The sequence below is a fragment of the Synechococcus sp. CS-1332 genome (assembly GCF_025127995.1).
Classification (GTDB): domain Bacteria; phylum Cyanobacteriota; class Cyanobacteriia; order PCC-6307; family Cyanobiaceae; genus Cyanobium.
Map to the genome: position 1 here is coordinate 14,636 of NZ_JAHLYP010000006.1, position 14,083 is coordinate 28,718.

Below are 14,083 nucleotides of genomic sequence, written 5' to 3' on the forward strand. Positions count from 1 at the left end.
GCAGCGCGCGTTGGAAAAGGCTGGAGGGAATCGGAAGACACGGGGCGCGGGGCTGGGCCCGGCCGGTGGAACTCAGGTGGCGGCCACGGCGTCGATGATGGTGTGGTTGATCACGACCCGACCCACGGTGGTCAGCAGGTAACGGCTGATCAGGGCACCGTCCTCATCGAAGCGGTCGCGGCGGAACTTCCACTGCTCGAAGCGGGTGCCGTCCGAGAGGGTGCCTTGCTTGGCGGGCTCGCTGTCCTCGTCGTCGCTCTCGACTTCCCCGTTGAAGCGGACCCAGACCCAGTCGTGCAGGGTGAGGTGCTTCTCCTCGAAGGCGGCGATCACGTCCTCAAGATCGGCGAAGGTGCGGGAGCGGTCGCCGAAGGCGGGCTGCACCTTCTCCCGGTCGACGGCGGTGAGGTAGTAGGCACCGAGCACCATGTCCTGGGACGGGGTGATGATCGGCTCGCCGGTGGCGGGGGAGAGCACGTTGTTGCTGGCCAACATCAGCATGCGGGCCTCCGTCTGGGCCTCAATCGCCAGGGGCACGTGCACGGCCATCTGGTCTCCGTCGAAGTCGGCGTTGAAGGCGGGGCAGACCAGGGGGTGGAGCTGGATGGCCCGGCCATCCACCAGCTTGGGCTCGAAGGCCTGGATTCCCAGACGGTGCAGGGTGGGGGCCCGGTTGAGCAGGATCGGGTGCCCTTCGATCACTTCCTGCAGCACCTGCATCACCTCATCGTCGGCCCGCTGGATCAGCTTCTTGGCCGCCTTGATGTTGTTGACGATGTTCTGGCGGATGAGGCGATGGATCACGAACGGCTGGAACAGCTCGATGGCCATCTCCTTGGGCAGGCCGCACTGGTGCATCTTGAGCTTGGGGCCCACCACGATCACGGAACGGCCGGAGTAGTCGACCCGTTTGCCGAGCAGGTTCTGGCGGAAGCGGCCCTGTTTGCCCTCGATGATGTCGCTGAGAGACTTCAGGGCCCGGTTGTTGGCCCCCACCACGGTGCGACCGCGGCGGCCGTTATCGATCAGGGCATCGACGGCCTCCTGCAGCATCCGCTTCTCGTTGCGGACGATGATCTCGGGGGCGAGGATCTCCTGGAGACGCGCCAGGCGGTTGTTGCGGTTGATCACCCGCCGGTAGAGGTCGTTGAGATCGCTGGTGGCGAAACGACCGCCGTCGAGCTGCACCATGGGGCGCAGATCGGGGGGAATCACCGGTATCACATCCAGCACCATCCAGTCGGGACGGGCGTTGGTGGCGATGAAGTTGTCGATCACCCGCAGGCGCTTGATCAGCTTGGCCCGCTTCTGGCCCTTGGAGTTGTTGATGTCCTCCCGCAGCTGCTCAGCCTCCTTCTCAAGGTCGATGTCCTCGAGGAGCTGCTTGAGAGCTTCGGCGCCGATGCCCACGATGGGCTCGTTCTCGATCTCGGAATCCTCGGCGAAGATCTGGTCCTCGATCTCCAGCCACTCGTCTTCCGTCAGCAGCTGCTTGTAGGTGAGGTCCTTGTGGTCCCCTTTGTCGAGCACCACGTAGCAGTTGAAATAGACGATCTGCTCCACGTCCCGCAGGGGCATGTCGAGCAGGATCGCCACATAGCTGGGGATGCCTTTGAGGTACCAGACATGGGACACGGGGGCCGCCAGCTTGATGAAGCCCATGCGGTGGCGCCGCACCCGGCTCTCGGTGACTTCCACGCCGCAACGCTCGCAGACGATGCCGCGGTGCCGCACCCGTTTGTACTTGCCGCAATGGCATTCCCAGTCCTTGGAGGGGCCGAAGATCTTCTCGCAGAAGAGCCCGTCCATCTCGGGCTTGAGGGTGCGGTAGTTGATCGTTTCCGGCTTGGTGACCTCACCCACCACCTGACCGTTGGGCAGCGTGCGCTGCCCCCACTGCATGATCCGCTCGGGGGAAGCGAGCGTGATCTTCACGTAGTCGAAGTGGTTTTCGGTGCGGAGGTTGCTGTTGGACATGGCGGAAACGCAGGGTGATCGAGAGAAGCGGAGAAATCAGAGCCGGTGAATCAAGCGATCAGTCATCGTCGTAATCCGCGACACCGAGGGACTCGTAGGTGGGTCGGCTGGGGGTGCTGCGGCGAGGATTGACGTCCTGCATCAGGTCGACTTCCTCACCGGCGTCGGTGTAGACGGCGATATCGAGGCCGAGGGACTGCAGCTCCCGCATCAGCACCTTGAAGGACTCGGGCGTGCCGGGCCTGGGGATGGGCTTGCCCTTGACGATGGCGTTGAGGGCCTCGTTGCGGCCCTGCATATCGTCGGATTTGACGGTGAGCAGTTCCTGCAGGGTGTAGGCGGCGCCGTAGGCCTCCAGGGCCCACACCTCCATTTCCCCGAGCCGCTGGCCGCCCTGCTGAGCCTTGCCGCCCAGGGGCTGCTGGGTCACCAGGGAGTACGGACCGGTGGAACGGGCGTGGATCTTGTCGTCCACCAAGTGCACCAGCTTGAGGATGTGGGCGTAGCCCACCGTCACCGGCTGGTCGAAGGGTTCGCCGCTGCGGCCATCAATCAGCTGGATCTTGCCGGGGTTGGTGGGGTCGTAGACCCACTCCTTGCCGGGCAGCTTGGCGGCTTCCTCGAGGTAGGCCTGCACCGTCTGCTTCGACTTCTCGGGGCCGTACATCTCATCGAACGGCACCACCTTGACGCGGCAGTCGAGGTGGGACGCAGCCCAGCCCATCAGGCACTCAAACACCTGACCCACGTTCATCCGGCTCGGCACCCCCAGGGGGTTGAGCACGATGTCGATGGGGGTGCCATCGGGCAGGTAGGGCATGTCCTCCCGAGGAAGGATGCGGCTGATGATGCCCTTGTTGCCGTGGCGGCCGGCCATCTTGTCGCCGACCTGGATCTTGCGGCGCTGGGCCACGTAGACCCGCACGACCATGTTCGCCCCCGGCGGCAGTTCGTCGCCCTGCTCGCGGGTGTAGATGCGCACGTCGACCACCCGGCCCCGTTCGGTGCTGGGCACCCGCAGGGAGTTGTCGCGCACGTCGCGGGCCTTTTCGCCGAAGATGGCGCGCAGCAGTTTCTCTTCCGGCGGCTGGTCGGATTCCCCCTTGGGGGTCACCTTGCCCACCAGGATGTCTCCGGATTCGACGTAGGCGCCGATGCGGATGATGCCCATCTCATCGAGGTGGCCCAGGCTCTCCTCGGCCACATTCGGGATTTCCCGGGTGATCTCCTCGGGTCCGAGCTTGGTCTGGCGGGCTTCGATCTCGTACTTCTCGATGTGCACCGAGGTGTAGAGGTCGTCCTGCACCAGCCGGTCACTGACCAGGATGGCGTCCTCGTAGTTGTAGCCCTCCCAGGGCATGTAGGCGATCAGCACGTTCTGGCCAAGGGCGATCTCGCCGCCTTCGCAGGCCGAGCCGTTGGCCAGCACCTGGCCGGCGATCACCGGATCGCCCTGGCGCACGATCGGCCGCTGGTTGAGGCAAGTGTCCTGGTTGGAGCGCTGGTACTTCTGCAGGAAGTGGGTGTGATCCCGGCCCTGGTCGTCACGGATGACGATGGCCGTGGCATCCACGAAGGACACGGTGCCGTTCACTTTGGTGATGGGAACCATGCCGGAGTCGCGGGCCACCTGGGTTTCCAGGCCGGTGCCCACCAGGGGCCGTTCGGGCCGCAGCAGGGGCACGGCCTGGCGCTGCATGTTCGAGCCCATCAGGGCCCGGTTGGCGTCGTCGTGCTCGAGGAAGGGGATCAAGGAGGTGGCCACCGAGATCACCTGCACCGGCGAAAGCTGGACGTAGTCCACCTGCTCGGGGGGAACCTTCTCGAAGTCCTGCCGGTAGCGGACCGGCACCAGATCGACGGTGATGCGTCCGGTGGCGTCGGTGGGAACGTCACCGGGGGCCACCCGGCATTCGTCCTCCAGGTCGGCGGAGAGGTAGAGGGGATCGCCCTGCTTGAGGACGATGCCGTCCTCCACCCGCCAGAAGGGGGTTTCGATGAAGCCGTACTCGTTCACCCGGGCGTGGGTGGCGAGCGAACCGATCAGGCCGGCGTTGGGGCCTTCCGGCGTCTCGATCGGGCAGATACGGCCGTAGTGGGAGGGGTGGATGTCACGCACGGCGAAGCCGGCCCGCTCCCGGGTGAGGCCGCCTGGGCCGAGGGCGCTGATGCGGCGCTTGTGGGTCAGCTCGGCCAGGGGGTTGGTCTGGTCCATGAACTGGCTCAGCTGGCTGGAGCCGAAGAACTCCTTCACCGCCGCCACCAGGGGCTTGGGGTTCACCAGCTGGGCGGGGGTGAGCGATTCGGTCTCGCCGACGGTCATCCGTTCCTTGATGATCCGCTCGAGGCGGTTCAGACCGACGCGCACCTGGTTCTGCAGCAGCTCGCCCACCGAACGCACGCGGCGATTGCCGAGGTGGTCGATGTCATCGAGGCAGGCGCCGCCCACATCGAGCTCCAGGTTGATCAGGTAGTCGATCGTGGAGAGAACGTCCTCGGCGGTGAGGGTGCGCACCGCATCGGGGATCGTGAGACGCAGCTTCTTGTTGATCTTGTAGCGACCCACCCGGCCCAGGTCGTAACGCTTGGGATCAAAGAAGCGGCTGTGCAGCAGTTGCTGGCCGCCGCTCACCGACGGCGGTTCACCCGGACGCAGCTTCTTGTAGAGCTCCAGCAGAGCCTGGTCCTCGGAGCTGATGCCTTCTTCGTTGGAGGCCTCGATCGACTTCTGGTAGTACTCCGGGTGACGCAGCTTGTCGAGCACGTCATTGTCCGACAGGCCGATGGCCCGCATCAGCACGTGGGCGTTGATCTTGCGGGTCTTGTCGACGCGGACGTGCAGAAGGTCGTTCTTGTCGGTCTCGAACTTCAGCCAGGCGCCTCTGTTGGGGATCAGGCTGGCGTTGAAGGTCTTGCGGCCGTTCTTGTCCTGCTCGTCCTTGAAGTAGACGCCAGGGCTGCGCACGATCTGGTTGACGATCACCCGCTCGGCGCCGTTGATGATGAAGGTGCCGCGCTCGGTCATCAGGGGGAGCTCCCCGATGAAGACCTCCTGCTCCTTGATCTCGCCAGTCTCTTTGTTGACCAGACGGCAGGTGACATACATCTGGGAGGCGAAGGTCGCATCGCGACGTTTGGCCTCTTCCACGTCGTGGCGGGGGCGTTTCAGGCGATACTGATCGCCGATGAAATGCAGTTCCAGCTTGCCGGTGTAGTCGGTGATCGGAGAAAAGCTGTCCAGCTCTTCGATCAGGCCCTTCTCCAGGAACCATTTGAAGCTCGCCCGCTGTACCTCCACGAGATCGGGAAGGTAAGTGACGGTCTTGGCGACCTGGATCGCGCTGCTCATGCGGTGAACCTGCAGGAACGGTGGTGGTAGGGCGGGCCTGGACGGGGAAGGGCGATCGCGGCGAGACTTGCCTGGAGGGGTGCCCGGTGACGGGCCATGCCAACAGGCGCCTAGCTGTGGCGTCCGCCCATGGAAATGGGACGAATGCTCCAGCAGAGGCGCTTACAGGGCTCGCTGTGGTAGTGCCGACTCAGTTGCCGACTCAAGGGATGCCGTCGTGGACAAAAAGAGCGCTTCCGCTTCCAGGCCAATAAGACATCATACAACCTGATGGGGCAGCCTGAAAAGACGGGTGGCATTGGCTGTGGTCGCCTGCGCCACCTGCTCGAGCGTCTCGCCCCGCAGGTCGGCCACCCTGGCCGCCACCGCCGCGACATAGGCAGGCTCATTGCGCTTGCCGCGGCGGGGCACGGGCGCCAGGAAGGGGCAGTCGGTTTCGACGAGGTAGCGGTCGGCCGGCACCAGCCGGGCACAGGCATGGATGGGCTCGGCCTTGGCGAAGGTGACCGTGCCGCTGAAACTGATGTAGAGCCCAAGTGCCAGGAAGCTTTCCATCTCCTCGGGGGTGCCCCCCCAGCAGTGCATCACTCCGCGGGGGCATGTGCCAATGCGCTCACGCCGGCGAAGCTCGGCGAGCATCGGCTCGGCCGCGTCCCGGCAGTGGATGATCACCGGCAGATCCAGGGCTACTGCCAGATCCAGCTGGGGTCCCAGGGCCGCGAGTTGTTCATCGAGATTCGTGGCCCGGAACAGATCCAGGCCCAATTCTCCGATCGCCACCACACGGTCGTCGGCGCGGGCGGCAGCTTCGAGCACCGCGGCGGTGTCGCTGTGCCAGTGCTGGGTGTCGAGGGGATGGACCCCAACGGCATAGCGCAGCTCCGGAAAGCGGTCGGCCAGGGAGCGGATGGCCGGAATTTCGGCCGGCTCCACACAGGCATGGACAAGGGCCTTGACCCCCGCCTCCCGCCATCGTTGAGCCACCTCCTCGAGATCCGCCTCAAAGTTGCGGAACACGATGTGGCAGTGGCTATCCACCAGGGATGCAGTGGCCTCGGAGCTGACGGCCATGGGGTGGCGTTCAGGCGCCGGTGCTGCCAGCGGCCGTGGGCTCAAGCACCTGCTTTACCGCCACGCTGAGCCGCGACTTCTGGTTGGCGCCGGTGTTGCGATGCACCACTCCAACTTTGACCGCCTTGTCGATCTTGCTGAAGGCGGCACTCATGCTGGCCTGGACGGCGGCCTTGGCCTCCTCTCCTGGCTGCTGGCCGTAGGAGCTGCAGGCCGTCAGGCAGCGCTTCATCAGGGTGCGCAGGGCGGACTTGTAGGTGCGGTTGCGCAGGCGATTGCGTTCGGCGATCTCGATGCGTTTCTTCGAAGACTTGTTATTGGCCACAGGCGTAAGGGCGCTGAATCGGCAAACGAGGATCCTACCTCCTGGGGCCTGGCGGGTCCTTGGCCCTAATTTTGTGACAGCCCTCCGCCTCCGCCGACGACCCGTGGTTGCTTCCACCTCGACCAGCAGCAGCCCTGCCAAAGACGCCGCCACGGCGCTGCCGCCGCTGCGGATCGCCTGCCTGCGGGATGGGCAACTGGCCGGCGAACGGCTCGAAGCGATCGCCACCCGCACCGAGGGCGCTCGGATGCACCAGGAGCAAGAGACGGTCGCAGGGATCCTGGCTGAGGTGCGCCAGCGAGGCGACGCGGCCCTGCTGGAGTTCAGCGAGCGCTTCGACGGCCTGCGGCCCGATCCCCTGCGGGTGCCGCCCGAACGCCTGGCCCAGGCCTGGCAGGCCTGCCCCGAGCCCCTGCGCCATGCCCTCGACCTGGCCCACGACCGGATCCTCGACTTCCACCGCCGCCAGAGGCCCACGGATCTGGCGGTGGACGGCCCCCATGGCGAACGGCTGGGGCGCCGCTGGCGCCCGGTGCAGCGGGCGGGGATCTACGTCCCCGGCGGCCGGGCCTCTTACCCCAGCACCGTGCTGATGAATGCGATTCCCGCCCGGGTGGCCGGCGTGGAACGCCTGGTGATGGTGACCCCGCCCGGCCCCAGCGGCGAGCCGAACGCCACCGTGCTGGCGGCCGCCCACCGGGCCGGAGTGGAAGAGGTGTACCGGGTGGGGGGCGCCCAGGCGATCGCGGCCCTGGCCTACGGCACCGAAACGATCCCCGCCGTCGATGTGATCAGCGGCCCCGGCAACCTCTACGTGACCCTGGCCAAGAAGGCGGTCTACGGCAGGGTGGGCATCGATTCTCTGGCCGGCCCCAGCGAGGTGCTGGTGATCGCCGACCACACCGCCAGGCCCGCCCAGGTGGCCGCCGATCTGATGGCCCAGGCGGAACACGATCCCCTGGCGGCCGCCATCCTGATCACCACCAGCGAGGAGCTGGCCGCCGCCCTGCCGGCCGCCATCGAAGCCCAGCTGGAGCAGCACCCACGCGCCGCCATCACCCTGCAGGCACTCAACGACTGGGGACTGATCGTGGTCTGCGGCGATCTGGCCGAAGCGGCGGCCCTCAGCGACCGCTTCGCCCCGGAACACCTTGAGCTGCTGGTGGCAGACCCCGGAGCTCTCGCCGATCGGATCCGCCATGCCGGCGCCATCTTCCTCGGCCCCTGGTCGCCCGAGGCGGTGGGCGACTACCTGGCTGGCCCGAACCACACCCTGCCCACTTCAGGCACCGCCCGCTTCGCCGGCGCCCTGAGTGTCGAGACCTTCCTGCGACACACCAGCCTGATCGAGTTCAACCAGGCGGCCCTGGAGGCGACCGGCGCCGCCGTCATCACCCTGGCCGAGAGCGAGGGGCTGCACAGCCACGCCGAGTCGGTGCGCCAGCGGCTCTCGCCCGATTGACGCCAGGGTGGACTAAAGCCGGGGCAGTTCCCTGACCCGGGGCTCGCCGTCGACGATCTCCCCCACCAGCACCTGATCGACGAGGTTCACGAACAGGCCGTTCTCGAGCACGCCGGGGATGTTGTTGATCGTCGCCTCCAGGGCGGCGGGGTCGCCGATGCCCCCCTCAAAAGCCACATCCAGCACCAGATTGCCTTGGTCGGTGACCACCGGACCGGCCTTGCGGATGGCCATACGCAGCTCGACGGAACTCCCCATGGCCGTGAGTTCATCCCGCACCTGGCGCCAGGCGCCGGGCAGCACTTCCACCGGCAGCAGGAAGCCGAGGTTGAGGCGCGCCACCAGCTTGGTGGCATCCACCACGATCACGAAGCGATCGGCCCGGCGGGCCACCAGCTTCTCCTGCACATGGCAGGCGCCGCCCCCCTTGATCAGCTGGAAGGAAGGATCCACCTCATCGGCGCCGTCGATGGCCAGATCGATGCTGGTGACGGCGTTGAGGGCCATCAGCGGGATGCCCAGCTCGGCGGCCAGCACCTCCCCCTGGAACGAGGTGGTGACGCCGACGATGCCCTTCAGTTCGCCCTGGCTCAGCTTCTGACCCAGGGCACGGATCATCAGCGCCGCGGTGGAACCTGAACCCAGCCCCACCACCATGCCGTCGCGGATCTGATCCACCGCCGCCGTGGCCACGGCCTCCTTCATGCGGTCCTGCAGATCGGACATCGGGGGTCTGGCGGAAATCGGGGCAGACCGTAGCAAGGGAGGGCTCCTCAGCCCGCCTGGGGCAGGGCCGCCGGCCGGATCGAGAGCTGCAGCTCCCGCTGGCCCCGGACCACCCGCAGCGGCAGGGGTTGGCCCACCTGGGCCTGCTCCACCTGCTGCAACAGCGCCGAGGGGGTATTCACCGGCTGGTCGGCAATCGCCACCACAAGATCGCCGCGGTGCAGCCCGGCCGCCTCGGCCGGGCTGTCCGGCAGCACCCGCTGCACCAGCGCCCCATCCCGCTCGGGCAACTGCAGCAGGGCATCGGGATCCTTGTTGTTGTCCCGGGCCATCCGGGCCGTGAGCGGCACCAGCTGGAGGCCCAGGTAGGGATGCACCACCGTGCCCCCCTCGCCGAGCTGGTCCGCTACCCGTTTGGCCAGGTTGATGGGAATGGCGAAGCCCAGTCCGGCCCCCGGCCCGGAACGCACCAGGGTGTTGATGCCGATCACCTCACCGGCGGCGTTGATCAGGGGCCCGCCTGAGTTGCCGGGGTTGATCGCCGCGTCGGTCTGGATCAGGTCGAGGCGCTTGTCGGCGAAGCCAAGGCTGTTGATATCGCGGTGCAGGCTGCTGACGATCCCCAGGGTGACGGTGCGCTCCAGGCCATAGGGACTGCCCAGGGCGATGGCCCAATCACCCACCTCGAGGGCCTCGGAATCACCCAGGGGAGCCGCGCTCAGGGGGGCCTTGCCGGTGATGTGCACCACCGCCAGATCGGTGACCGGATCGGTGCCGACCACCGAGCCATCCAGCTGGCGGCCATCCGCCAGGGTCACCGTCACACCGTCCACCTTGTCGACGACATGGGCATTGGTGAGCACCAGGGCGCGGCGTTCATCGATCACCACCCCCGAACCCTGGCCCCGCTCCCGCGTGCTGCTGGAGGGGTCGCCGAACAGGTCCCGCAGCAGGGGATCCAGCAGGGTGGGGTCGAAGGGGGCCCTGGCGACGTTGCGCTCGGTGTCGATCCGCACCACCGCTGGGCCCACCCGCCGGGCGGCGTCGGCCACGAAGCTGTGGGGGGTCAGGGCCGGGGGATCGGCCTCAAGGGCCGCTGCGGGCAGGGGAAGGGCGGCGAACGCCAGCAGCAGGGCCAGCAGCGTCAGGGCCCGCAGCCGCCGGCTCAGGGAAGACAGGGGGTGGGAGCGTTGCATCTGGCGAGGCTAGGGCTGTCGAGCGGCGCCCAGCGCAGCAACCGCTGCCGCAGGACGCCGTCTTCGCCGATCTGAAGCCAGCGCCCGCCTGGGTCGTCAGGGCGTTCCAGGGGGCATCGCTGCACTGCAGGGAAACTGCGCAGGGTGGAGGGGCAGCCCAGCAGGGGCACCTCCGGCCGGCCGGGCAGCTCCCCGTGCCAGTGCTGGTGGACGTGGCCGAAGACCAGCCCCCGCAGGGCCGCAAGCGGCCGCAGCGCATCCAGCAGGGCGTCGCCGTCCCGCAACCGGATGGCATCCATGCCGGCATCGCCAATCGGCACCGGGGGATGGTGGACGGCCACCAGCAGGGGCTGGCCCCCTGCTGCAGCCGGGCGGGCCGCCAGCTGGTGCTGCAGCCAGTCCAGCTGGAGCCGGCCCAGCGCGCCGGCGGTGTCGCCGCTGCGGTGGCTGTCGAGCAACAGCAACCACCCATGGCCGCAGCGCACCAGGGCCGGGGCGATCACGACCCTGCGCCCCAAGGCGGCGCGCAGCAGGGCGGGCTGGTCGTGGTTTCCCGCCAGCAGGGCCACCGGCAGCGGCAGCGCTTGCAGCAGTTCCCCTAGGCGGACGTAACCGCCCCAGCTCTCGTCATCGCAGAGGTCGCCGCTGATCAGGAGCAGATCGACGGTCTCCCCGGCCGCCCGAAGCTGGCCGAGGGCCTCCTGGAGCCCATGGCGGAGCAGCGCCAGAGCCGGCCGGCCATGGCAGAGGCCCTCGGGGTCGGCGAGCAGATGGGGATCGCTCAGTTGAAGAATTCGCATGGCAGACCGCTCCGTCCGGCCCCGGGCAGGACCGCTCGACCTGAATCGGCTTAACTTTGCCCCCAGTCCTCCCTGAGGCCATGGCCACGATCCCTCCCGGAACCCGGCAGCGCTGCACCCTTTGCAAGGTGGAGATCCAGGGGATGGCCGGAGGCAACGACCTCGTGCACTTCAGCCAGGGGGCTCCCGGCAGCCGCGCCAAGCTCTGGGCCCGGGTCTGTCAGTTCCTGCGCACACCAGAGCAGTGCGGTCAGTGCCTCAACCAAGACCCCACCCAACGGGGTGAGGTCAGCGTCAATGACTACTACGCGGAAGCTCCGGTCCTGGAGCTGCCCATCCCCCCGGGGCCCAATCCTCTAGGGTGATTTGGTGCCCGCCGGGCATCACCCTTTTGCCTGAGTCTGTTCCACCCGACAGGTGGAACACTTTTGGTTGGGGGCAGTGAACACTGCAGCGCTCGGCGGACCATCCCGCCCGCGGGAGTTCCTCCCCACGTTGCTGTCCTTGCCCCATCCCCTCACCGACGACCTGGAGACACTGGTTCGCCCAGTGGTCCAGGAGGCTCATCTGACGGTGCATTCGGTCGAGGTGCTGGCCCATCGAATCCCCCTCACGGTCGTGGTGAGGGTCCAGAGGGCTGACGGCACCGACGTCAATCTCGACGAGTGCGCCGCCGTGAGCGGTCCCCTCGCCGAGGCCCTTGAAGCGTCGGAACTGCTGACCATGGCCTTCGTCCTGGAGGTGAGCAGCCCCGGCATCGGTGAGGAGCTCCTCACCGACAGGGACTTCGTCAGCTTTCGCGGTTTTCCGGTGGAGCTGATGCGCCAGCAGACCGGCGGTGCGGAGGTGCGTCGCACGGGCCTCTTGCTCGGCCGGGATGAGCAGGTGGTGCAGCTCAATGAGCGCGGGCGCATCCTGCGCATCCCCCGCGACGAGGTGCTTCGGGTGCGGCTCTGCGAAGCTCCCCCCGATTCCTGAGCCGCTGCGGTTCGTCCTTCTTTCCCTTCCTTCCCACCTGCTCCCGAATTCATGGCCCTGGTTCTGCTCCCCGGTCTCAACAACCTGATCGAGGACATCAGCGACGAGAAGAAGCTGGCTCCCCAGGTGGTGGAGGCTGCTCTGCGGGAAGCGCTGCTGAAGGGTTACGAGCGTTACCGCCGCACCCTCTACCTGGGCATCAGCGAAGACCCCTTCGAGGAGGACTACTTCAGCAACTTCGACGTGGCTCTCGATCTCGAGGAAGAGGGCTATCGGGTGCTGGCCAGCAAGATCATTGTCGAGGAGGTGGAGAGCGACGACCACCAGATCGCCATCGAAGAGGTGCGCCAGGTGGCGGAAGACGCCCAGATCGGCGACACGGTGGTGCTGGACGTGACGCCGGAGAAAGATGATTTCGGCCGCATGGCCGCCGCTACCACCAAGCAAGTGCTGGCCCAGAAGCTGCGGGACCAGCAGCGCCGCATGATCCAGGAGGAATTCGCCGACCTGGAAGATCCCGTGCTCACCGCCCGGGTGATCCGTTTCGAGCGCCAGAGCGTGATCATGGCCGTGAGCAGCGGCCTGGGCCGGCCGGAGGTGGAGGCGGAACTGCCCCGCCGTGACCAGCTCCCCAATGACAACTACCGCGCCAACGCCACCTTCAAGGTGTTCCTCAAGGAGGTCAGCGAGGTGCCCCGTCGTGGTCCCCAGCTGTTCGTCTCCCGGGCCAATGCGGGCCTGGTGGTCTATCTGTTCGAAAATGAGGTGCCCGAGATCCAGGAGGGCTCGGTGCGGATCGTCGCCGTGGCCAGAGAAGCCAACCCACCCTCCCGTGCCGTCGGCCCGCGCACCAAGGTCGCGGTCGACAGCGTGGAGCGGGAAGTCGATCCGGTGGGGGCCTGCATCGGCGCCCGCGGCTCCCGCATCCAGCAGGTGGTGAACGAGCTGCGGGGCGAGAAGATCGACGTGATCCGCTGGTCGCCGGATCCGGCCCAGTACCTGGCCAACTCCCTCAGCCCGGCGCGGGTGGAGATGGTCCGCCTGGTGGACCCCGAAGGGCACCACGCCCACGTTCTCGTGCCCCACGACCAGCTGAGCCTGGCCATCGGTCGGGAGGGTCAGAACGTGCGCCTGGCGGCCCGGCTCACCGGCTGGAAGATCGACATCAAGAATGCCCAGGAGTACGACCAGGTCAGCGAGGACCAGACGGTGGCGGCCCTGATCGCACAGCGCCAGGAGGAGGAGGCCCTGCAGGCCGAAGCCGAGGCCCGTCTGGAGGCCGAGCAGGCCACCCGCGCCGAAGAGGATGCCCGCCTGCGCGAGCTCTACCCCCTGCCGGAGGACGAAGAGTTCTACGAACTGGAGGAGGGTGAAGAGGGCGCCCCTGCCGAGAAGCAGATCGCAGCAGAGCTCAGCGAGAGTCAGCCTGAAGATCAAACCGACGATCTGGCGGAAGCCGTCGCCACCGATGAGCCCGCCGAGGACGTCCGGTGACCTCGCCCGCGAGCCGGCCCGTGCTGCGCCGCTGCGTCTCCTGCCGTCAGCTCTGCGACCGCACCCAGCTGTGGCGTGTGGTGCGTCAGGCCGACGGGTCGGTGAGCCTGGATGGGGGCATGGGTCGCTCGGCCTACCTGTGCCCTCAGCCGAGCTGCCTTGAGGAGGCCCGCCGGCGCCGCCGCCTCCAGCGCGGCCTCCGCTGCGCCGTCAGCGATGCCATCATCGCCAGCCTCGAGGCACGTCTCGAGCGATCGGCCCCGCAACCTCTGAGGCAAGATGAACCATGGTCGCCACGTGCGTGCGGCCCCGGGGTCCTTTCGGCCCCACCGTACGGAGACCTTTCTGAATGACCAGCAGCGGCAAAGTGAGAATCTACGAGCTGTCGAAGGACCTAGGCCTGGACAACAAGGACGTGCTCGATGCCGCCGAAAAGCTCTCCATTGCAGCCAAGAGCCACAGCAGTTCGATCAGTGACGACGAGGCCACCCGCATCCGTTCGCTGATCGGGGTGAGCGTCGGTGGGCAGGCCCCGGCGCGGCCCGAACCTGCGGCGGCCACCCCCCCTGCCAAGGCGATCCTGGCGGTGAAGAAGGCCGCACCGGCGCCCGTCAGTGCCCCCCGGGCCAGTGCTCCGCCCGCGGCACCAGCACCCGCCGCCCCGGCTCCTCCCGCAAGCCGTCCACCCGCACCGCGCCCCACGGC

The 14,083-nt window shown here is 67.5% G+C and carries 12 protein-coding genes and 1 pseudogene; 6 read left to right on the plus strand and 7 right to left on the minus strand.

Annotation, left to right across the window (positions count from 1 at the left end; translation table 11 throughout):
• Positions 1-72: 72 nt before the first annotated feature.
• From KQ305_RS00905 to rpsT, 4 genes are all read right to left on the minus strand, one after another.
• On the minus strand, positions 73-1,977 hold the full coding sequence (locus tag KQ305_RS00905; RefSeq protein WP_259723576.1) for a DNA-directed RNA polymerase subunit gamma: 1,905 nt from the start codon (positions 1,975-1,977) through the stop codon (positions 73-75).
• A 58-nt stretch (positions 1,978-2,035) separates the two neighbouring features.
• Positions 2,036-5,326 carry a DNA-directed RNA polymerase subunit beta gene (rpoB, locus tag KQ305_RS00910; protein WP_259723577.1) on the minus strand — a complete coding sequence of 1,097 codons (3,291 nt, stop codon included), beginning with the start codon at positions 5,324-5,326 and terminating at the stop codon, positions 2,036-2,038.
• Positions 5,327-5,584: 258 nt separating this feature from the next.
• Entirely contained in the window at positions 5,585-6,397 is an 813-nt protein-coding gene (locus KQ305_RS00915; protein WP_259723578.1) for a TatD family hydrolase, read from the minus strand.
• Between the two features lie 10 nt (positions 6,398-6,407).
• The gene (rpsT, locus tag KQ305_RS00920; RefSeq protein WP_259723579.1) at positions 6,408-6,722 is read right to left on the minus strand and encodes a 30S ribosomal protein S20; all 315 of its coding nucleotides are present in this window, start codon (positions 6,720-6,722) and stop codon (positions 6,408-6,410) included.
• A 103-nt stretch (positions 6,723-6,825) separates the two neighbouring features.
• On the opposite strand from rpsT, the gene hisD reads away from it, so the two are divergent.
• Positions 6,826-8,184: a histidinol dehydrogenase gene (hisD, locus tag KQ305_RS00925; protein WP_399230166.1), complete on the plus strand. Its 1,359-nt coding sequence runs from the start codon at positions 6,826-6,828 to the stop codon at positions 8,182-8,184.
• 12 nt (positions 8,185-8,196) lie between these two features.
• Here hisD and rpiA read toward each other — a convergent pair whose 3' ends face one another.
• From rpiA to KQ305_RS00940, 3 genes are read right to left on the minus strand one after another with little or no spacing between them, the layout of a single operon-like run.
• Complete coding sequence (rpiA, locus tag KQ305_RS00930; protein ID WP_259723580.1) at positions 8,197-8,910, minus strand: ribose-5-phosphate isomerase RpiA; 714 nt, start codon at positions 8,908-8,910, stop codon at positions 8,197-8,199.
• A 47-nt stretch (positions 8,911-8,957) separates the two neighbouring features.
• Positions 8,958-10,106, minus strand: coding sequence for a trypsin-like peptidase domain-containing protein (locus KQ305_RS00935; RefSeq protein ID WP_259723581.1), 1,149 nt, complete (start codon positions 10,104-10,106; stop codon positions 8,958-8,960).
• The gene (locus KQ305_RS00940) at positions 10,076-10,906 is read right to left on the minus strand and encodes a metallophosphoesterase (RefSeq protein ID WP_259723582.1); all 831 of its coding nucleotides are present in this window, start codon (positions 10,904-10,906) and stop codon (positions 10,076-10,078) included. Before KQ305_RS00940 ends, KQ305_RS00935 begins: the two co-directional genes overlap by 31 nt.
• 80 nt (positions 10,907-10,986) lie before the next feature.
• Between KQ305_RS00940 and KQ305_RS00945 the strand changes: the two genes are divergently transcribed.
• From KQ305_RS00945 to KQ305_RS00965, 5 genes and pseudogenes are all read left to right on the plus strand, one after another.
• Entirely contained in the window at positions 10,987-11,271 is a 285-nt protein-coding gene (locus KQ305_RS00945) for a hypothetical protein (RefSeq protein WP_259723583.1), read from the plus strand.
• Positions 11,272-11,401: 130 nt separating this feature from the next.
• Positions 11,402-11,884: a ribosome assembly cofactor RimP gene (locus tag KQ305_RS00950; RefSeq protein WP_311134301.1), complete on the plus strand. Its 483-nt coding sequence runs from the start codon at positions 11,402-11,404 to the stop codon at positions 11,882-11,884.
• Between the two features lie 51 nt (positions 11,885-11,935).
• Positions 11,936-13,378: a transcription termination factor NusA gene (gene nusA, locus KQ305_RS00955; RefSeq protein ID WP_259723584.1), complete on the plus strand. Its 1,443-nt coding sequence runs from the start codon at positions 11,936-11,938 to the stop codon at positions 13,376-13,378.
• Positions 13,375-13,626: pseudogene (locus tag KQ305_RS00960) on the plus strand (YlxR family protein); the annotation flags it as partial. The gene nusA and the pseudogene KQ305_RS00960, both read left to right, overlap by 4 nt.
• A 101-nt stretch (positions 13,627-13,727) precedes the next feature.
• A partial coding sequence (locus KQ305_RS00965; protein WP_259723585.1) for a translation initiation factor IF-2 N-terminal domain-containing protein occupies positions 13,728-14,083 on the plus strand: 356 nt, incomplete at its 3' end.